Below are 19202 nucleotides of genomic sequence, written 5' to 3'. Positions count from 1 at the left end.
CCACGGCCGTCCCGGTGAGGGGGCGGCGCCGCGCCCGCGGGCGCGGCGCCGCCGTTCGACCCGCTGCCTCTGTGGACGCGGCGGTGCCCGGCGCCGGTTGCCCGGCGCCGGGCACTGCGGGAGTGATCCGCGTCGCTACGCGCGGCCCGCGTCCTTCTGGGTGCGGCGGGAGACCGAGTCGATGACGACGGCGACGAGGAGCACCGCGCCGGTGATCATGTACTGGATCTCGCTGGCCATGCCCAGCATGTTGAGGCCCTGCTGGATCGACTGGATGACGACCATGCCGAGGAGGGCGGACCAGACCTTGCCGCGCCCGCCGAAGAGGCTGGTGCCGCCGATGACGGCCGCCGCGATGACCAGCATCAGCGTGTTGCCGCCGCCCAGGCTCTTGCTCGCGCCCCCGGAGAGGCTGGCGACGAAGAGGCCGCCGAACGCGGCGAGCAGGCCGGAGAGGCCGAACACGGTGATGCGGATGCGGTCCACGTTGATGCCGGCGCGGCGGGCGGCCTCGGCGCTGCCGCCGACCGCGAACACCTTGCGGCCGAAGGAGGTGCGGCGGGCCACGAAGTCGGCGGCGAGAAGGACGGCGAGGAAGAGGACGAGGGCGAGCGGCAGCCCGCGGGCGCCCGCCGGCTCGTTCAGGACGTAGGCGACGGCGAAGCAGAGCACCGCGACGGCGCCGGCGCGCAGGGCGACCTCGGAGGCCGGGCGGTACGGCAGGCCGGCCGCGCGACGGCGCCTGACGTCGAGCAGGAGGGAGCCGGCGTAGAGGAGGACGGCGACGAGGGCGAGGCCGTAGGCGGCGGCCTTGTCCTCGAAGTAGTAGCCGGTCAGGTTCTCGACGAAGCTGCCGGAGGGCGTGTTGATGGTGCCTTCCTTGCCCATCAGCCAGATCTGCAGGCCGCTCCAGCCGAGGAAGCCGGCCAGGGTGACGACGAAGGCGGGCACGCCGACCTTCGCGAAGAAGAAGCCGTGCAGCAGGCCGAGGGCGAGGCCGACGAGGAGGGCGGCCAGCACGGCGAGCCAGTCGCCGAGGCCGTTGCTCACGCTGAGCACGGCCCACACGGCCGCGCCGACGCCGGCGACGGAGCCGACGGACAGGTCGATCTCGCCGAGGATGAGGACGAAGACGATGCCGACGGCCATGATGCCGAGGCCGGAGCTGTAGACCGCGATGTTCGCGACGGAGCCGGCCGACAGGAAGTTGCCGTTCTGCGACTGGAAGACGATCGCGATGACGATCAGGCCGACGAGGACCGGCAGGGAGCCCAGTTCGCCGCCGCGCACCTTGCGGGTGAACTCGGTCCAGTAGCCCTTGAGCCCCTCCTCGCGGACGAGGAGGCGCGGGTCGACGGCGGGGACCGGCGCGGCGGACTGCTCGGCGCCGCTCGGGGCGGCGGGGCCCCGGTCCTCGGCGGTCTCGGGGGTCTCGGGGGTCTCGGGGGTCTCGGGGGTCTTGGTGAGGTCGCTCACTTCGCGTCCTCCTTCGTGGCCGTGCGCGCCTGGCGGCGGGTGACGGCGTTGTCCGTGGCGCCGGTGATCGCGGCGATGATCTCTTCGTGCGAGGTGTCCTTGACGGAGAAGACACCGTTGTTGCGGCCGAGCCGGAGGATGGCCGCGCGGTCGGCGACGGCCCGCACGTCGGCCATGTTGTGGGTGATGAGGATCACGCCGTGGCCGTTCTCGCGGAGCCGTTCGACCAGGTCGAGGACCTGCGCGGTCTGCTCCACGCCGAGGGCGGCGGTCGGCTCGTCCAGGATCACGACCTTCGGGGCGCCGATCAGGGCGCGGGCGATGGCCACGACCTGCCGCTGGCCGCCGGAGAGGGAGGCCACCGGGATGCGGACGCTGGGGATGCGGATGGACAGGGTGTCGAGGAGCTCCTTGGCGCGCTTCTCCATCGCGATCTCGTCGAGGACGGAGGCGCGGCGCAGCTCGGTGCCGAGGAAGAGGTTGGCGACCACGTCCAGGTTGTCGCAGAGCGCGAGGTCCTGGTAGACGGTGGCGATGCCCAGCTCCTGGGCGTCGTTGGGCCGCGCGACGCGGACGGGGCGGCCTTCCCATTCGATGGCGCCCTCGTCGATCGGGTGGACGCCCGAGATGGTCTTGACGAGGGTCGACTTTCCGGCGCCGTTGTCGCCCAGGAGGGCGACGACCTCACCGGCGTGGATCTCCAGGTCTACGTCGGTGAGCGCCTGGACGGCGCCGAACCGCTTGGAGACTCCGCGCAACGCCAGCACGGGCGTAGCGGACACGTGAATCATCTCCTTCACCCGCGCTCGGCGGGGACGGTGGTACGTGGCACGGGGGGATGCGAGGGGAGTCCGGGGCCCGCCCGCCGCTGCGGGGCGTGGACGCGGGCGGGCACCGGACCGGCTGCGGGGTGGGGCCGGGGTCGTGCCCGAGGGCCGGGCCGGGGGCCGGGCTTGGGGCCGGGGACCGGGTTTGGGGCCGGGGACCGGGTTTGGGGCCGGGGACCGGGTTTGGGGCCGGGGCCGGACGCCTGGCCCGCCGGCGGCGGTCCCGGGTGTCCCGGTCCGTGGCCCCTGTGGGCCCCGTCCTGGGGGCTGCCGCCTGCGAGCCGGGGCTTGCGGTGGCAGGCCGGCGCCGGGGTGACCGGGGGCCGGGACGGGGGCGGGGGGCGGGGCCGGACCCCGGGCCGGTGCGGCCCATCCGGAGCCGGTCACCCGCCCGGGGCCGGGTGTGGCCGGGTCGGTCACCGGGCCGGGCGCGGGCTCCGGGCCTGGAGCCGGACGCCGGGGCCCTGGTCCGGGCTCCCGGCTCCCGGCTCCCGGCTCCCGGCTCCCACCTGAGGCTCGGGAACGCGGGACTCGGTACCCGGGCTGGAGGCTCCGGACCCCGGTCCCCGGCCGTACGCGGACCGGAGCCGCGGCCGCGGCCTCTCGGACCGGCCGCGGTGGCCGGGCCGCACCGGGAGGTGCGCGGTGCGGGCCCGGAGGCCCCGGGGCCCGACGCGCCGGCGGCCGGGAGGGCCGGCCTACTTGATGCCGGCCGCCTCGCACGCGGCCTTGTACTCGGCCGTGCAGAGGTCGGCGGCCTTGTAGACCTGGTCCGCGATGATCGTGTCGGCGATGTTGTCCTTCGTCACGATCCGCGCGTCGTAGAGCTTCGCCGGGATGTCCTTGAACTCGCCCGTGAGGCTGGTGACCTTGGTCGGGGTGAGCTGGTCGAACTTCTCGCCCTTGAGGATCGCCACGGCGATCTCGGCGGTGGTCTCCGCCTCGGGCTTGATCTGCTTGTAGATGGTGAAGGCCTGCTGGCCCTTCAGGATGCGCTGCAGACCGGCGAGTTCGGCGTCCTGGCCGCCGACCGGGACCTTGACGCCCTGCTTCTCGAGGGCGGTGATGATGCCGCCGGCCATGCCGTCGTTGGCGGAGTAGACGCCCTGGAAGCCGTTCTTGCCGAGGGAGTCGATGGCGGCGCCCATCTTCTTGTTGGCCTCGTCCGGGGACCAGTCGGGGATGTCCTGCTCGTAGACGATCTTGCCGACCTGCTGGTCGAGGACGCCGTGGGCGCCCTTCTTGAAGAGCGGGGCGTTCGGGTCGGTCGGCGAGCCGTTGATCATGACAACGTTGGCGGACTTCGCCTGGGCGCCGAGCGCCTTGACGAGGGCCTCGCCCTGGAGGCGGCCGATCTTCTCGTTGTCGTAGCTGACGTAGGCGGCGATCGGACCCTCGGCGAGCCGGTCGTACGCGACGACCTTGACGCCCTTCTTGTCGGCCTGCTCGACCCAGGACTTGGTGGCCTTGTAGTCGACCGCGTCGAGGATGATCACCTTGACGCCCTGCGTGACGAGCGCGTCGAACTGCTTCTTCTGGGTCTCGGTGTCCTGCGCGGCGTTGTTGTACTTGACCTCGCAGTCGGAGCACAGCTCCTTGATCTTCGCCTCGATGATGGGGCGGTCGAAGGTCTCGTAGCGGGTGGTCTTGTTCTCCGGCAGGAGCAGACCGATCGTCTTGCCGTCACCGCCGCCGCCGGCCGAGTCGCCGTCTCCCGCCTTGCCGCAGGCGGCGAGGGACAGGGCCATGGACACCGCGGCCGTACCTATGACGACGCGACGCGTCACTGCGTTCATTGGGTTGCCTCCCTGACGAGGCCGCGACACTGCGGCCGAGGTGGACGTGAGTCAACTCGGCCGCAGTGCTGTCGTCAAGGAGTAAATTCTTAACGAGATGACAACGGTGCCATGCGTTACTTAAGTGAACGCAGGCGCGGCCGGGCGGCGACCGGACGGCCGTGCGCCGTCGAGCAGGGTCGAGTCGCCCATCTCGCTCAGTACGAGGGCGAGGGCGCCCAGCACCTCGGCGCGCCCTCCGAGGGCGCCGGGCGAGACCGCCAACTGCCGTGCCGCGCTGGGGATCGCGTACCGCGACACGGACTCGCGGATGGGCGCCAGCACCAGCTCCCCCGCCTCCGCCAGATCGCCGCCGAGGACCACCCGGCTGGGGTTGAGCAGGTTGCAGAGGTTGGCGACGCCGCTGCCGATGTGGCGGCCCACGTCGGCGACGACCCGGCGGCAGCCGGGGTCCCCCTCGCGGGCGAGCCGGACCACCCGCTCCATGGTCAGGTCCGGGCCGTGGCTCGGCTGGAGCAGCGGCAGCACGTACCGGGCGGCGGCGAAGGTCTCCAGGCAGCCGCGGTTGCCGCAGCGGCAGACGGGGCCCGACTCGTCGAGCGTGATGTGGCCGATCTCGCCGGCCGTGCCGCCCGGTCCCCGGTAGATCTGGCCGTCGATGACCAGGCCGGCGCCGACGCCGCTGGCGACCTTGATGTACGCCAGGTCCCGCACCCCCCGGCCGGCGCCCCAGACCAGCTCCCCGAGCGCGCCGAGGTTGGCGTCGTTGTCGACGTACACGGGGACGCCGAGGCGCCTGGACAGCTCCTGGCCCGGGTTGATGCCGGACCACCCCGGCAGGATCGACGTGGAGCCGAGCGTGCCGGAGGAGACGTCGATGGGACCGGGAACGCCGAGGCCGACGCCGATCACCTTGCCCGGGCCGATGCCGGTGGTCTCGATCAACCGTTTGACCAGCTGTTCCGCCCGGTCGAAACCCTCGGCGGAGGAGGCGTCCACGTCGAGCGGCTCGCTCTCCTCGGCGAGGACCTGGTGGGCGAGGTTGCCCACGGCGACGCGCAGGTGGGTGTGGCCGAAGTCGACGCCGATGACGATCCCGGCGTCGCCGCTGAGCGAGACGCTGCGGGCCCGCCGGCCGCCGGCGGAGGTGGGCGTGACCTCGACGGTGCCGCCGTCCTTCAGCTCCCGCACGATGTTGGAGACCGTCGCGGCGGACAGCCCGGTGGTCCGGGCGATCTCCGCCTGGGTGAGCGACCCGGCCATTCGGACGGCGCGCACGACCCGCTCGAGGTTGGCGCGATGCAGAGACGTCTGCGACCCCGGAGTCTCCATCGACTCTCTCACTCCTGCCGTTTTCTCCAACATGTGAACTCTAAGATGAGCCTTTCGCGTTGGCCCCCGTCAAGGCCTTGAGCATCACGAAGCTCCGATGAGCGGCGAATATCACAAGAAAGACGACTTGCCGGTCATACCGCGGAAAGAAACCGCCCACCGGGGCCGAAAGCACCCGGTGGGCGGTTCACGTTCCGTACGTCGCGGCCGGAGCCTACTTCAGGGCGCCCGCGGTGAGCCCCGCCTGGACCTGCCGCTGGAATACCGCGTACACCACCAGCACCGGCAGCATCGCGATCACCATCCCGGCCATCAGCGCGCCCCAGTCGTTCTCGTAGCCCTGCTGGAGCGCGATCATCGCGAGGCCCTGGGTCAGGACGTACTTGTCCTCCTGCTGGTTCAGCACCATCGGCAGCAGGTACTGGTTCCACTGGCCCAGGAAGTTGAAGATCCCGATGCTGATCAGGCCCGGCTTCGCCATGGGCAGCATCACCTGGAAGAAGGTCCGCGTGTGCGAGGCGCCGTCGATCATCGCGGCCTCGGCCACGGAGGTCGGCAGCGTCCGGAAGAACGCCGTCATGAAGAAGACGGTGAACGGCAGCGAGTAGGCGATGTAGACGAGGATCAGTCCGTGGTACGTGGCCAGAAGCGAGCTTCCCGGGAAGTCCCGCATCACGAAGAACAGCGGGATGACCAGCATGAACACCGGGAACGACATGCCCGCCACGAACAGGTAGTAGACGATCCGGTTCCCCGGGAAGGTGAAGCGGGCCAGCACGTACGCGGCCATGGAGCCCAGCACCATCGTGCCGACGACCGAGCCGCCCACGACGATGGAGGTGTTGACGAAGTAGCGGCCCATGTTCGCCTCGTCCCAGGCGTTGGACCAGTTCTCCCAGTGCAGGACCGTCGGCAGGCCCCAGGGGTCGGTGAGGATGCCGTTGCTGTCCTTGAAGGAGCTCCAGAGCACCCACAGGAGCGGCACGCCGACCATGAGCGCCCAGAGCACGAGGATGCCGTGCGAGAAGACGTTGAGCACGCCCCCTTCGGTGGAGCTCCCCCCGGCACGCCCCGGCCCCCGGCCGGCGGGCGCCGTGGCGTCCCCGCCGGCGGGCCCCTCGGCGACCCGGTGGGCGGGCCCGGTCGGTCCGGAGCCGGTCGGTCCGGAGCCGGTGGGTCCGGGGCCGGTCGGCTCGGGGCCGGCCGCCTGGTGGATCTCGTCGGTGGCCATGTGCCGCCTCTCCCTCAGTACTCGATCCGCTCACGGCGCGCGAAGCGCAGCGTGAGCACGGCGAAGGCCATGGTGACGGCGAGCATCGCGACGCCCATCGCCGCCGCGTAGCCGTACTGGCTGTCGCGGAACGCCGTCAGGTAGAGCCGGAGCGGCATGACGTCGGTGGCGCCGTCCGGGCCGCCCATGTTCACGGACATGATCTGCACCAGCGCGAAGGCGTCCAGGGCGATGATGCCCATGTAGACCCAGCCCGTCTGGACGGTGTCCCACAGCAGGGGCAGCGTGATCCGGAAGAACGTGTGGTGGCGGCTCGCCCCGTCGAGCAGGGCGGCCTCGTAGATGTCGCGCGGGATGGAGGCCATGGCGGCGGAGAACAGGACGACGTAGAAGCCGACGTGCCCCCACACCATGACCGCGCTGATGCACCAGAGGGCGATGCTCTTCTCCCCCAGCCAGGCGTTCTGCAGCCCGTCCAGGCCGACCGCGCCGAGCAGCGAGTTCAGCATGCCGTCGTCGGGGTCCGGGTTGTAGATGTTGAACCAGATGACGGCGATGATCGTGATGGAGATGACCTGCGGGAAGAAGAAGACGAACGTGTAGAAGCGGGCACCCGCGACCCCGGTGACCACCTCGTTCCTCCGCCGCCGGCCGCCCACGTTCAGCATGAAGGCGAAGAACAGCCCGAGCGCCAGGGTGACGAGCGGCACGAAGGCCAGCATGTAGACGTTGTGCCGCAGCGCGTTCCAGAACTCGTCGCTCTCCCAGAGCCGCACGAAGTTGTCCGCGCCGACGAAGCGCGCCGAGCCGACCAGTCCCGACCAGTCCGTCAGGGAGATCTGGAAGGCCTGGACGAACGGCGAGACGACGAAGACGGCGTAGACGATCAGGGGCGGGGCCAGGAACCCCGCGATGAAGCGGTACTTGCCGTGCTGCATGGGGCTGTGCGCCCTTCCCCTCTTCCGACGGTGCCGCGGCGGTGGTCCGGCCGGGCCTGGTCAGGTGCGCCGCGACGGCGGCCGGGCCGGTCCGGTCCGCCGGTGGCTGTCACGGACCGGACGGGACCGGTCCGCCGGTGACTGTCGACGGACCGGACCGCCGCCGGTGGTGGTCCGCCAGTGGCCCGGCGGCGGTCCGGCGGCGGTGCTGCGGCGGTCCGGCCGGGTCGCTCAGGCGGTGCGCTTGAACTTGGTGACCGAGCTGTCCCTGGCCACCTTGTCGGCCTCCGCCTGGGTCTTCCTGATCCAGTCGGCGGCCTTGAGCTCCCCGGCCAGGAGCTGCCCGGTGAGGCCGCCGATCTTCTCGTCGGTGAGCGCGGGGTACCACTCCTGGAGCTGGAGGCTGATCACGTTCTCCCCGGCCGCCTTGAAGACCTGGCTGGCGGAGGAGAGGCCCGGCGAGAGGCTCATGCCGTCGGTGGCGTCCACCACGCAGGTCAGCGACTTGACCTTGGTCGCGAAGTTCTGCGCGTGCTTCTTCGACAGCATGATCCGCAGCAGTTCCATGCCGCCGACGGGGTTGCGGCCCTTGGCCGCGACGATGTACGGCTCGCTGGGCTCGGCGCGCAGGGTGCCGTGCGGCAGCGCGTCGCCGCTGCCGTCGAAGAGGGCGCCGACGGACATGCCGAAGTCGGCGGGGGTGGTCGGCGCGGACTCGTTCTCGACCCAGGAGCCGTTGGGCAGGAAGACGGCCTTCCCCTTGTTCCACGCGGTCTGCGACTGGATGTGGGTCAGGCCCTGGCTGCCCTCCAGGAAGTACTTCTTGGCGGCCAGCTCCTCGTAGTGCTCGGCCACCTGGCGGACCGCGTCGTTCGAGGTCCAGGCGCCCGGCTCCAGGTTGTCGATGGCGATCCACTTCTCCATGCCGCCGATCTTGGCGATCTGGCCGAAGAGGTTGAAGTGGACGTAGTACGGATACTTGCCCGCGTACGTCCAGGGCGCTATGCCCGCCTTCTTGATCTCGCCGCAGAGCGCCACCATCTCGTCCAGCGTCTTCGGGTACGCCCAGCCCCGGGACTCCAGGAGCTTGCGGGAGTACCAGGTGCCGTAGACGGTGAAGGCGTAGTAGAGGACGTCGAAGCGGTCGCCGTGCCTGCCCTTCTCGATCGTGCTCGGGTGGATCGTGTCCCGGACCTTCTTCGCCGGGTCGTCCATGGAGGGGGCGTCGAGCAGTGCGGCGAGGTCCTGCAACTGGCCCTGCGTGGACAGCTTGTTCATGTCCAGGTGGTCGGCGCCGGAGTTGTCGATCACGTCGGGCGGGTTGCCGCCCGCGAAGCGGGGGGTCAGCTTGGGGCCGACCTGCTGGGTTCCGGTGTGCTTCACCTCCGCCTTGTAGGTGGTCTGGTAGTCGGCCTCGGCGTCCTTCGCGTACTGGTCGCCGAGGCCGCCCTTGAAGATGAACGCCTCCAGCGGGGCGCCCTCCTTCACCCCGAGCGGGTTCTTCGCGGTCTTCTCGCCCGCGGCGGCCGTCGGGGCGTCGCCGCCCCCGCCCCCGCCGCCGGTGGCGCAGGCGGAGAGGAAGCCCAGGGCGGGCAGGGTGACCAGACCGAGGGCGGCGGACCGCTTGATCAGATCGCGGCGGCCGGGGCCCGCGTGGCCGCCGGGGGTGCCGTCGGCGGTGCCGTCGAGAGCGCCGTCGGGGGTGGAACCGTCGTTGCTGGCGGAGGTGGATCCCATGCTCAAGTCCTCGCCTTCTCCAGGACTCAGGCGGTGTGCCGGTCGCCCGTACAGCTCGCCACAGGCGAAGGGCCCCGCCACCGCGGTCTGTCGCAGCTTGGGTCTTGCCGGTCTTGCCGGTCGTGCGGGGAGTCGCGCTCGCCGTACGGCGGCTGGTAAGGCGGCCGTAGGGACGCCGACAGGTATAGTCCACTTCTGGTCAGCTGGGCAAGATCGGCAACAGTTTTCGGCGGGAGTCTTGTCCTAGTCGAGACCTCGGATGTCGCGCGCGGCCCGAAGTGGCGGCACTCCGAGCGGAGTTGGACCCACGGGGCGTCTGGCTCGAACAGCGCGCCGCCGCTCGGCCGAGGGCCACGCGGCCTCCCCACCCCTGGGCAGCGAATCGAGCGTGCGGGGCGGCTCACCGGCCCCACGCCCCCGCGCCGGTCGAGACGGCAGGGCCCGGCGGACGGAAGGGCCCCGCGGACGGAAGGGCCCCGCGGACGGACCCCGTGGACGGAAGGGCCCCCGCGGACGGGCGGGGCCCCGCGGAGGGCGGAGGAGCCCGGAGAACGACCGGAGGGCCGCCCCCCGTACGAGACGGGGTGCGGCCCTCGGCCGTTCAGCTGTCCTCGGCTCAGCCGCGGATCAGGTTGCGCAGCACGTACTGCATGATGCCGCCGTTGCGGTAGTAGTCGGCCTCACCGGGGGTGTCGATGCGGACGACCGCGTCGAACTCGACGCCCGTGTCGGTGGTGACCTTGACCGTGCGCGGCGTGCGGCCCTCGTTCAGCTCCGTGACGCCGGAGACGGAGAAGGTCTCCTCGCCGGTCAGGCCGAGGGACTGCGCGGACGCGCCCTCCGGGAACTGGAGCGGCAGGACGCCCATGCCGATGAGGTTCGAGCGGTGGATGCGCTCGTACGACTCGGCGATGACGGCCTTGACGCCGAGGAGCGCGGTGCCCTTGGCCGCCCAGTCGCGGGACGAGCCGGAGCCGTACTCCTTGCCGGCCAGGACGACCAGCGGGACGCCGGCGGCCTGGTAGTTCTGCGAGGCGTCGTAGATGAAGGAGACGGGCCCGCCGTCCTGCGTGAAGTCGCGCGTGTAGCCGCCCTCGGTGCCCGGCGCGATCTGGTTGCGCAGGCGGATGTTGGCGAACGTACCGCGGATCATGACCTCGTGGTTGCCGCGGCGGGAGCCGTAGCTGTTGAAGTCGCGGCGCTCGACGCCGTGCTCCGTGAGGTACTGGCCGGCCGGGGTGTCGGCCTTGATGGCGCCGGCCGGGGAGATGTGGTCGGTGGTGACCGAGTCGCCCAGCTTGGCCAGGACGCGGGCGCCGGCGATGTCCTCGACCGGGGCCGGGTCCATCGTCATGCCCTCGAAGTAGGGGGGCTTGCGGACGTAGGTGGACTGCGCGTCCCACTCGAAGGTGTCGCCGGTCGGGATGGGCAGGGCCTGCCACTGGGCGTCGCCCGCGAAGACGTCCTGGTAGGACTTGGAGAACATGTCCTCGCCGATGGCGCCCGCGACGACCTCGTTGACCTCGGCCTCGGAGGGCCAGATGTCCTTCAGGTAGACCGGGTTGCCGTCCTGGTCCGTGCCGAGGGCGTCCTTGGTGATGTCCACCTTCATGGAGCCGGCGAGGGCGTACGCGACGACCAGCGGCGGGGACGCCAGGTAGTTCATCTTGACGTCGGGGTTGATGCGGCCCTCGAAGTTCCGGTTGCCGGAGAGGACCGAGGTGACCGCGAGGTCGTGCTCGTTGACGGCCTTGGAGACCTCCTCCGGCAGCGGGCCGGAGTTGCCGATGCAGGTGGTGCAGCCGTAGCCGACGAGGTTGAAGCCGACCTTGTCGAGGTACGGGGTGAGGCCCGCCTTGTCGAAGTAGTCGGTGACGACCTTGGAGCCGGGGGCGAGGGTGGTCTTGACCCACGGCTTGCGGGTCAGGCCCTTCTCGACGGCCTTCTTCGCGACGAGCGCGGCGGCCACCATCACGTACGGGTTGGACGTGTTGGTGCAGGAGGTGATCGCGGCGACCGTGACGGCGCCGTGGTCGATCTCGTACGTCGAGCCGTCGGGGGCGGTCACCTGGACCGGCTTCGACGGGGCGCCGTTCGGCGTGAGGGCCGGGGCGTCGGAGGCCGGGAAGGACTCCTTGCCCGCCTCGTCCACGTCGTCCACGTAGTTGCGGACGTCCTGGGCGAACTGCTCGGCGGCGTTGGCGAGGACGATGCGGTCCTGCGGGCGCTTCGGGCCGGCGATGGAGGGGACGACCGTGGACAGGTCCAGCTCGAGCTTCTCGGAGAAGTCCGGCTCGGCGGACGGGTCCAGCCAGAGGCCCTGCTCCTTGGCGTACGCCTCGACCAGCGCGACCTGCTGCTCGGACCGGCCCGTGAGCTTGAGGTAGTTGAGCGTCTCGTCGTCGATCGGGAAGATCGCGGCGGTGGAGCCGAACTCGGGCGACATGTTGCCGATGGTGGCGCGGTTGGCGAGGCTGGTCGCCGCGACGCCCTCGCCGTAGAACTCGACGAACTTGCCGACGACGCCGTGCTTGCGCAGCATCTCGGTGATGGTGAGCACCAGGTCGGTGGCGGTGGTGCCGGTGGGCAGCTCGCCGGTCAGCTTGAAGCCGACGACGCGCGGGATGAGCATGGAGACCGGCTGGCCGAGCATGGCGGCCTCGGCCTCGATGCCGCCGACGCCCCAGCCGAGGACGCCGAGGCCGTTGACCATGGTGGTGTGCGAGTCGGTGCCGACGAGGGTGTCGGGGTACGCCTGGCCGCCCCGCACCATGACGGTGCGGGCCAGGTGCTCGATGTTCACCTGGTGGACGATGCCGGTGCCGGGCGGGACGACCTTGAACTCGTCGAACGCGGTCTGGCCCCAGCGCAGGAACTGGTAGCGCTCCTTGTTGCGGCCGTACTCCAGCTCCACGTTCTGGGCGAAGGAGTCGCGGGTGCCGAACTTGTCGGCGATGACGGAGTGGTCGATGACCAGCTCGGCCGGGGCGAGCGGGTTGATCTTCGACGGGTCGCCGCCGAGCTCCTTCACGGCCTCGCGCATCGTGGCGAGGTCCACGACACACGGCACACCGGTGAAGTCCTGCATGATCACGCGGGCCGGGGTGAACTGGATCTCCTGGCTGGGCTGGGCCTGGGAGTCCCAGCCGCCGAGGGCCCGGATGTGGTCGGCGGTGATGTTCGCGCCGTCCTCGGTGCGGAGCAGGTTCTCCAGCAGGACCTTGAGGCTGTACGGCAGGCGGGCCGAGCCCTCAACCTTGTCCAGCCGGAAGATCTCGTACGACTCGTCGCCCACGCGCAGCGTGCTGCGGGCGTCGAAGCTGTTCGCCGACACGACAGTCTCCTTCATCAATGTGCGCGTTCAACCGCATCCTGCCGCCACGGCTTCTCGCCGATCCGCTAAGGTAAGGCTTAGTTAGGCAACCCTTACCAGGCGGGGCGACCGCGGTGCGTCGTCAGCAGATATCTCGATGTCGAGATAACTCTAGTACATCACCGCCCTCCGGTCATGCCCCGACGCCACCGTCTCGCCACCCACCGGCGGAGTGACCACCGCCACGCGGGCCGGCCGGGCGGACCCGCGGCCGATCGGCGGGCCCGCGGCCGACCCGCCCCGACGGACCCCGACGGGCCCCGACCGACCCCGACAGACCCCACCCGGACACCGAGGGGCGACGCCGCCGAGCCGGAGGCTCCAGCCCCCGCGACACGCACCCCCACCCGACAGGGGCGCCGACACCCCCGCCGCACCCCCGGATCGGAACCCGTGACGCCCCGACACATGCCCCCTCCCCGCACCCGTGAACGCCCCCGCGCACACGGGGACCGCACCCCGGTAGGCCGATTCGGGCAATCCGGGCACTTCCCGAGAGACGACCGCAATACGGGGTACGCGTGGAGAGGTGACACGAGCTCACGCACCGCCGCGCGCCAACCCCCGTACGCCACACGGGGAATCACCCGTACGGCGCAGCCCAACGCGAATCTCATCTCATATGTGAGATAGCCTGCCGCCATGGCAGACGACTACCTCGTACGCATCGGCAGGCTCATCCGTGACGCCCGGCAGCACCGCGGCTGGACGCAGGCGCAGCTCGCCGAGGCACTGGCCACAAGCCAGAGCGCCGTCAACCGCATCGAGCGCGGCAACCAGAACATCAGCCTTGAGATGATCGCCCGCATCGGCGAGGCGCTCGACAGCGAGATCGTATCGCTGGGCTACGCGGGCCCCATGCACCTGCGGGTGGTCGGCAACCGCCGGCTGTCCGGCGCCATCGACGTCAAGACGAGCAAGAACGCGTGCGTGGCGCTGCTGTGCGCCTCGCTGCTGAACAAGGGCCGGACGGTCCTGCGCCGGGTGGCCCGGATCGAGGAGGTCTACCGGCTCCTGGAGGTCCTCAGCTCCATCGGCGTCCGCGCCCGCTGGATCAACGACGGCCGCGACCTGGAGATCGTGCCGCCCGCCGAGCTGGACATGGAGGCCGTCGACGCGGACGCGGCCCGCCGTACGCGCTCCATCATCATGTTCCTCGGGCCGCTGCTGCACCGGCTGCGGTCGTTCAAGCTGCCGTACGCGGGCGGCTGCGACCTCGGCACCCGCACCATCGAGCCGCACATGATCGCCCTGCGCCGCTTCGGCCTGGACATCACCGCGACGGAGGGGCTGTACCACGCCCAGGTCGACCCGGCCGTCACACCGGACCGCCCGATCGTGCTGACCGAGCGGGGCGACACGGTCACCGAGAACGCGCTGCTGGCCGCCGCCCGCCACGACGGCGTCACCGTCATCCGCAACGCCTCCTCCAACTACATGGTCCAGGACCTGTGCTTCTTCCTGGAGGCGCTGGGCGTGCGGGTGGAGGGCATCGGCACCACCACGCTCACCGTGCACGGCGTCCCGCACATCGACGTGGACGTCGACTACTGCCCCTCCGAGGACCCGGTCGAGGCGATGAGCCTGCTGGCCGCGGCGGTCGTCACCGAGTCGGAGCTGACGATCCGCCGGGTGCCGATCGAGTTCCTGGAGATCGAGCTGGCGGTCCTGGAGGAGATGGGCCTCGACCACGACCGCTCCACCGAGTACACCGCGGACAACGGCCGCACCCGCCTGGTGGACCTGACGGTGCGCCCCTCCAAGCTGGAGGCGCCCATCGACAAGATCCACCCCATGCCGTTCCCCGGCCTGAACATCGACAACGTCCCGTTCTTCGCCGCCATCGCCGCGTCCGCGCAGGGCCAGACCCTCATCCACGACTGGGTCTACGACAACCGCGCCATCTACCTGACCGACCTCAACCGCCTGGGCGGCCGCCTCCAGCTCCTGGACCCGCACCGCGTCCTGGTCGAGGGCCCGACCCGCTGGCGCGCCGCCGAGATGATGTGCCCGCCCGCCCTGCGCCCGGCCGTGGTCGTCCTCCTGGCCATGATGGCCGCCGAGGGCACGTCCGTCCTGCGCAACGTGTACGTCATCAACCGCGGCTACGAGGACCTCGCGGAGCGCCTGAACTCGGTCGGCGCCCAGATCGAGATCTTCCGGGACATCTGACCCGTGAACGCCGCCGCCCCGCCCGCCTCTTCGGAGCGGGGCGCGACGGCCGCCCTCACACGCCAAAGACCGGCACCGCACGCCCACGTGCCGCTCAGGGCGCCTTGCTACGTCGAGCACACGGACAGTCCTGACCTCCGACAGGACCGGTCTCTCGCACAGGAGAAAGGGGTGGAGCGATGACAAGCACGAAGACGGAGAGCGAACGCACCATTGCGCACCCTGTGGGTGTTTCGCCCGCTTCACGGGAAGCGACCGAGAACCGGCGAAGCCGCAAGTAAAACCCCAGCTCAAGCCCTGTGCTCCCCGCGCATGCGGGGGTGGTCCCATGGCGTCGCCCGTCGCCCGCGTCGGCAACGCGTGGTCCCCGCGCACGCGGGGGTGGTCCCGCTTCCTGATCTTTTCGCGGATGGGGCGGACCGCCTCGACGCCCTGGCCGGCCGGGGCGCAGACGTCGGACTCCTCGACGGCGTCGACCGTCAGGATCTTCGGCGTCTCGGCGGAGGTGTCGATGCCGACCTCGGCGAAGCCCTCGACGCTCGACCGCCTCCTCGCCGTCTGGATCCTGCTGGCCATGGGTTTCGAGGCTGGGGCTGGGGCGGCTGAGTCGAGAAGCGCGCTCGTGCAACAGCCCGAAGTGCGGCGCGCCTTGAACGATCCGGGAGAGACGCCGGCGGATCGATGGGGATTCGTAGACTTCCGCTGATGGGACATGGCCTCCGTCTGGAGGAGAGATGGGGAGGGCCGTTGGCCAGGACCGCGGACGGCAGCAGTTTCGGGGAACGCCTGCGCGCCCTGCGACTGAGTGCCGGGCTCAGCCAGGAGGAACTCGCCCACTCCGCCGGGGTGAGCGTGCGGACGCTCGCGGACATGGAACGCGGACGGACCCGGGGGCCCCAGCGGAAGACCGTGCGGGCGCTCGCCCTGGCGCTGGCCCTCGCCCCCGAGGACGTCCGGGCACTGGAGGCGGCAGCCGCTCCAGGGCGGTTGCGCTCCGGCTCGCCTCCCGGCCCTGCGGCCGGGGGCCTGTGCCTGCCCCGGGACGCGCACGACTTCACCGCCCGGGGCCGCCCGCTCTCGGTGCTCACGGCGCTGGCCGATGCCATCGACCCCGCCTGTCCTCCCGTGGTCGTGGTCTCGGGCGCGCCGGGTCTGGGGAAGACCGCGTTCGCCGTCCACGCGGCGCATCACCTCGCCTCCCGGTTCCCCGACGGGCAGTGGTATCTCGACCTGCGCGCCATGGATCCTGAACCGGTACCGCCGGGGGACGCGTTGCGCCGGTTACTGGGCGCCCTCGGTGTCGCCGAGCACTCCCTGCCCCGGGACGTCGAGGACCGGGCGGCTCTGTTCCGCTCACTGGCCGCCACCCGCCGTCTGCTGCTGGTCCTCGACAACGCCGCTGACGAGAGCCGGCTACGTCCCCTGCTTCCCGGTACGGGGGCCTGCCTCACCGTCGTGACCAGCCGCAACGCCCTGGGCGGTCTCGAAGCCGTCCACCGCCTCGATCTCCCCCTGCTGCGCCGCGAGGAGGCGGTCACACTCCTCACCCGTATCGCCGGTGCGGAGCGGGTCGCCCGTGAGGCGCAGTCCGCGCGCGACCTCGCCGACCAGTGCGGACGTCTGCCGCTCGCCTTGCGGATCATCGGGCAGCGTCTCGCGGCGCGGCCCCAGGAGAGCCTGGCCAAACTCGCGGCCCTCCTCGGCCGGGAGGAACGCAGACTCGACCTGCTTCAAGGGGGCGACCTCAAGGTCCGTTCCGCTTTCGCTCTCTCCTACCAGCAGCTCGACGACGTCTCCCGGCGGCTTCTGCGGCGCTGCGCCCTCGCCGCGGGCCCCGATGTCAGCCCTGAGACCGCCGCCCTCCTTGCCGACGTTCCGCTCCGCGACGCCCGGCTCCGCCTGGAGGACCTCTGCAGCCGGGGGCTGCTCCAGCCCGACCCCATGGTCGAGCGGTACCGGTTCCACGACCTGCTGCGGCTCTTCGCCGCCGAGCAGGTGGCGGCTGAGGACGACGGCGCGGCCCGTGACGCGGCCCTGGACCGTACCGCCCGCTGGACACTGGCCCGCGCCGGCGCCGCCGCCCTCCACTTCGACGCCGAGCACCACGACGACCCGACGGGCGATCCCGACCCCGCCACGGCCCCGGCCGGCCGGGACCAGGCCCGCGCCTGGCTGGAAGCCGAGCGGGAACAATGGATCGCCGCCCTCCATCACAGCCGCACCACCGGTCGGCACCGGCACGTCCTCGACGCCGCGGAAGCCATGCACTGGTTCTCCGACTTCACCCAGCACTGGAAGGAATGGGCCGACGTGTTCCGGTGTGCCGCCGAGTCCGCCCGCGCGCTCGGCAGCCGACGCGAGGAGGCCACCCACCTCAACTACCTGGCCTGGGCCCACAACACCTGTACCCATGACCCCCAGGCCGCCCTCGAAGCCGCTGATGCCGCGCATTCCCTGGCCCTCGCCTGCGACGACCGGCTCCAGACCGGCTGGGCCCTCGGGTACGGAGCCGGCGCGTTGCGCCGCCTCGGCCGGATGGACGAAGCCGTTGTCCGGCTCCGCGCCGCGGTCACCTGTCTTCGCGGTGACGGAACCACCCAGGGCAGACTCGCCGTGCTGACCCTCCTGAACGCCCTGGGGGAGCTTCTGCGCTTCCACGGTCAGGCGGACGAAGCCGTCGTGCACCACCTGAACAGCCTGGAACTCTGCCGGCAGGGGCACCCCGGCGTGGCCCCCCAGCTCATCGCCGTCTACCAGGCCCACACCCAGCGTCACCTGGGCAACGCTTACGTGGCCCTCGGCAGCCGGCGTCAGGCCGAGACACATCTGCGACAGGCCCTGACCATCTTCGAGGAGGTGGCGATACCCGCCTGGAGCGGGGCCGTGCAACTCGAACTCGGACGCGTCCTCATGGGTCTGGACCGCCCCGGGGAAGCACACACCGTCCTGACCACCGCCCTGCGCACCCTCGCCGCCCTCCGCCACCCCCTCCAGGCCGAAGCGGCCGCCGAACTCCGCGCTCTGGACCGCACTCGCGATGAGCGTCCCCGAGGGACCTGAACCGGCCCCCGTTCTCAGCGCCGGGCTGCCCGACCTCGGCAGGACTCGTGCGAGCGCCCGCCGGGCAGTCGGTGACCGTCCGGCGGGCGTGAGCGCGGCTAGGTGATCGAGCCCAGCGTGAGGAAGGGGGCGAGGCGGGGGTGGTTGTGGTAGCCGTTGACGATGTCGGAGATGGAGGCGTACCTCCGGCCGTTGATCATCACAGGGGTGGACGCCGTGCCGTTCTGCTGCCGGTAGACGATGCGGGACAGGGCCGCCCAGTTGTTCTGCAGGTCCGTTCCGAACCCGCCGATCTGCGTCTGCCAGGCCTGCCCGTCGTAGTCGCCGTTCTCTCCGAGCGAGTTGCCGACCCGGTTCTCGATCCATCCGAAGCGAGCCGCCTCGGCGGTGGCCGTGATGACGGCGGCGGTCCGGTTGCGTGACGACGCGTCATGCGGGCCCTGGTTGACCAGGCCGCTGATGGCGCCCCAGAGGTTCGGGCCGCCGAACGACTGGGCGCCGCGGGTCTCGGCGTTGGCGAGGTTCGAGTAGTGCCCGCTGTAGCCGAGCCGCTCGAACAGGGCGTTGCTTCCCGGATACTGGTTGCCGAAACGGGTCGTCAGGTATCCCGGAGCATCACTGAACATGTAGTTGCGCCCGACGATGGTGTAGCCGTCGAGGTAGAGGTTGTCCGCTCGGAAGTACAGGGAGAGGCGGTGCTGGTTCGACGTGTCCCATCGGTCGATGACCCGGACCTCGATGTAGCGCTGCGTCACGGTCGTGGTCCGCATCAGGTCGGTGCCGATGTGACTGCCGGAGGACTCGCGGAGTTCCGCGATCATCCTGCGGTACCGGCGCTCGACATCCTGGCTCGCCCCGCTTCCCATGCCCTGGACCTCCCAGTGGAGGATGGTCCAGTAGCGCGTCTGCGCCTCGGCCGGGGCGGCGTTCGTGATGTTCACGAATCCGAGCAGGGCGACGAGGGTGAGGAGGACGGCTGCGAGCCGCTTTCCGGGTGCCTGCCAGGGGGAGAGGTGTGGAGACGGTAACGCCTGCGCCGTCCGGAGTTCAGCCGGTGCCATGTTCATCACCTTTCAGTGGGTTCGGGGGTGGCAGCGGTGCGTCGCGCCGTCCTGGAGGGCATGATCCGTCCGGAGCCCGCGGAGGTGGAACCGCGTACCGAACGGCGTGCGGTGATCACCCGAGCGGGTCGTCCCGGTCATGTCGCCCCCCCCTCGTGCTTCCTGCCGGTTCGCGCACGTCCCTTCGGCCCGTCGCGAG

12 protein-coding genes are annotated in these 19202 nt (G+C 71.1%); 3 read left to right on the top strand and 9 right to left on the bottom strand.

The genetic code is table 11. The features are described from left to right. Positions 1–135: 135 nt before the first annotated feature. The 8 genes from CP974_RS24775 to acnA all read right to left on the bottom strand — a co-directional run bounded on the left by CP974_RS24775 (position 136) and on the right by acnA (position 12671). A complete protein-coding gene (locus CP974_RS24775) occupies positions 136–1476 on the bottom strand; it encodes a sugar ABC transporter permease (RefSeq protein ID WP_031131781.1) in 1341 nt (446 codons plus the stop codon). Further along, positions 1473–2267: an ATP-binding cassette domain-containing protein gene (locus CP974_RS24770; protein WP_037937885.1), complete on the bottom strand. Its 795-nt coding sequence runs from the start codon at positions 2265–2267 to the stop codon at positions 1473–1475. Before CP974_RS24770 ends, CP974_RS24775 begins: the two co-directional genes overlap by 4 nt. Before the next feature lie 734 nt (positions 2268–3001). After that, positions 3002–4099 (bottom strand): substrate-binding domain-containing protein, encoded by a 1098-nt coding sequence (locus CP974_RS24765; RefSeq protein WP_031131177.1) that lies wholly within the window; start codon positions 4097–4099, stop codon positions 3002–3004. 120 nt (positions 4100–4219) lie between these two features. Next, a complete protein-coding gene (locus tag CP974_RS24760) occupies positions 4220–5431 on the bottom strand; it encodes an ROK family transcriptional regulator (protein WP_085921417.1) in 1212 nt (403 codons plus the stop codon). A gap of 214 nt (positions 5432–5645) precedes the next feature. Then, a complete protein-coding gene (locus tag CP974_RS24755; RefSeq protein ID WP_223844406.1) occupies positions 5646–6662 on the bottom strand; it encodes a carbohydrate ABC transporter permease in 1017 nt (338 codons plus the stop codon). Between the two features lie 14 nt (positions 6663–6676). Further along, positions 6677–7600, bottom strand: coding sequence for a carbohydrate ABC transporter permease (locus CP974_RS24750; RefSeq protein WP_031131171.1), 924 nt, complete (start codon positions 7598–7600; stop codon positions 6677–6679). A gap of 231 nt (positions 7601–7831) precedes the next feature. Next, positions 7832–9337: an N-acetylglucosamine/diacetylchitobiose ABC transporter substrate-binding protein gene (ngcE, locus tag CP974_RS24745; protein WP_031131169.1), complete on the bottom strand. Its 1506-nt coding sequence runs from the start codon at positions 9335–9337 to the stop codon at positions 7832–7834. Between the two features lie 616 nt (positions 9338–9953). Further along, on the bottom strand, positions 9954–12671 hold the full coding sequence (gene acnA, locus CP974_RS24740; RefSeq protein ID WP_031131167.1) for an aconitate hydratase AcnA: 2718 nt from the start codon (positions 12669–12671) through the stop codon (positions 9954–9956). A 681-nt stretch (positions 12672–13352) separates the two neighbouring features. Here acnA and CP974_RS24735 point away from each other — a divergent pair. The 3 genes from CP974_RS24735 (at position 13353) to CP974_RS24725 (ending at position 17942) form a co-directional block, all read left to right on the top strand. Beyond that, positions 13353–14882 (top strand): UDP-N-acetylglucosamine 1-carboxyvinyltransferase, encoded by a 1530-nt coding sequence (locus tag CP974_RS24735; protein ID WP_031131165.1) that lies wholly within the window; start codon positions 13353–13355, stop codon positions 14880–14882. A gap of 328 nt (positions 14883–15210) precedes the next feature. Next, positions 15211–15588, top strand: a complete 378-nt coding sequence (locus CP974_RS24730; RefSeq protein ID WP_031131163.1) for a hypothetical protein — start codon at positions 15211–15213, stop codon at positions 15586–15588. Continuing rightward, the gene (locus CP974_RS24725) at positions 15588–17942 is read left to right on the top strand and encodes an ATP-binding protein (protein ID WP_078915566.1); all 2355 of its coding nucleotides are present in this window, start codon (positions 15588–15590) and stop codon (positions 17940–17942) included. Before CP974_RS24730 ends, CP974_RS24725 begins: the two co-directional genes overlap by 1 nt. Positions 17943–18040: 98 nt before the next feature. On the opposite strand, the gene CP974_RS24720 is transcribed toward CP974_RS24725, so the two are convergent. After that, positions 18041–19003, bottom strand: a complete 963-nt coding sequence (locus CP974_RS24720) for a ribosome-inactivating family protein (protein WP_158100685.1) — start codon at positions 19001–19003, stop codon at positions 18041–18043. Between the last annotated feature and the right edge of the window lie 199 nt (positions 19004–19202).

The sequence above is a fragment of the Streptomyces fradiae ATCC 10745 = DSM 40063 genome (genome assembly GCF_008704425.1).
Classification (GTDB): Bacteria; Actinomycetota; Actinomycetes; order Streptomycetales; family Streptomycetaceae; genus Streptomyces; species Streptomyces fradiae.
This window is presented reverse-complemented; position numbering and strand designations above follow the sequence as displayed.

What these genes read in the sequence shown, in the direction of transcription:
- CP974_RS24760 (WP_085921417.1), bottom strand. Translation starts at nt 5,431, where the DNA reads ATGGAGACTCCGGGGTCGCAGACGTCTCTGCATCGCGCCAACCTCGAG.
- CP974_RS24770 (WP_037937885.1), bottom strand. Translation starts at nt 2,267, where the DNA reads ATGATTCACGTGTCCGCTACGCCCGTGCTGGCGTTGCGCGGAGTCTCC.
- CP974_RS24725 (WP_078915566.1), top strand. Translation starts at nt 15,588, where the DNA reads ATGGGACATGGCCTCCGTCTGGAGGAGAGATGGGGAGGGCCGTTGGCC.
- CP974_RS24755 (WP_223844406.1), bottom strand. Translation starts at nt 6,662, where the DNA reads ATGGCCACCGACGAGATCCACCAGGCGGCCGGCCCCGAGCCGACCGGC.
- ngcE (WP_031131169.1), bottom strand. Translation starts at nt 9,337, where the DNA reads ATGGGATCCACCTCCGCCAGCAACGACGGTTCCACCCCCGACGGCGCT.
- CP974_RS24720 (WP_158100685.1), bottom strand. Translation starts at nt 19,003, where the DNA reads ATGGCACCGGCTGAACTCCGGACGGCGCAGGCGTTACCGTCTCCACAC.
- CP974_RS24765 (WP_031131177.1), bottom strand. Translation starts at nt 4,099, where the DNA reads ATGAACGCAGTGACGCGTCGCGTCGTCATAGGTACGGCCGCGGTGTCC.
- CP974_RS24750 (WP_031131171.1), bottom strand. Translation starts at nt 7,600, where the DNA reads ATGCAGCACGGCAAGTACCGCTTCATCGCGGGGTTCCTGGCCCCGCCC.
- CP974_RS24730 (WP_031131163.1), top strand. Translation starts at nt 15,211, where the DNA reads ATGGCGTCGCCCGTCGCCCGCGTCGGCAACGCGTGGTCCCCGCGCACG.
- CP974_RS24735 (WP_031131165.1), top strand. Translation starts at nt 13,353, where the DNA reads ATGGCAGACGACTACCTCGTACGCATCGGCAGGCTCATCCGTGACGCC.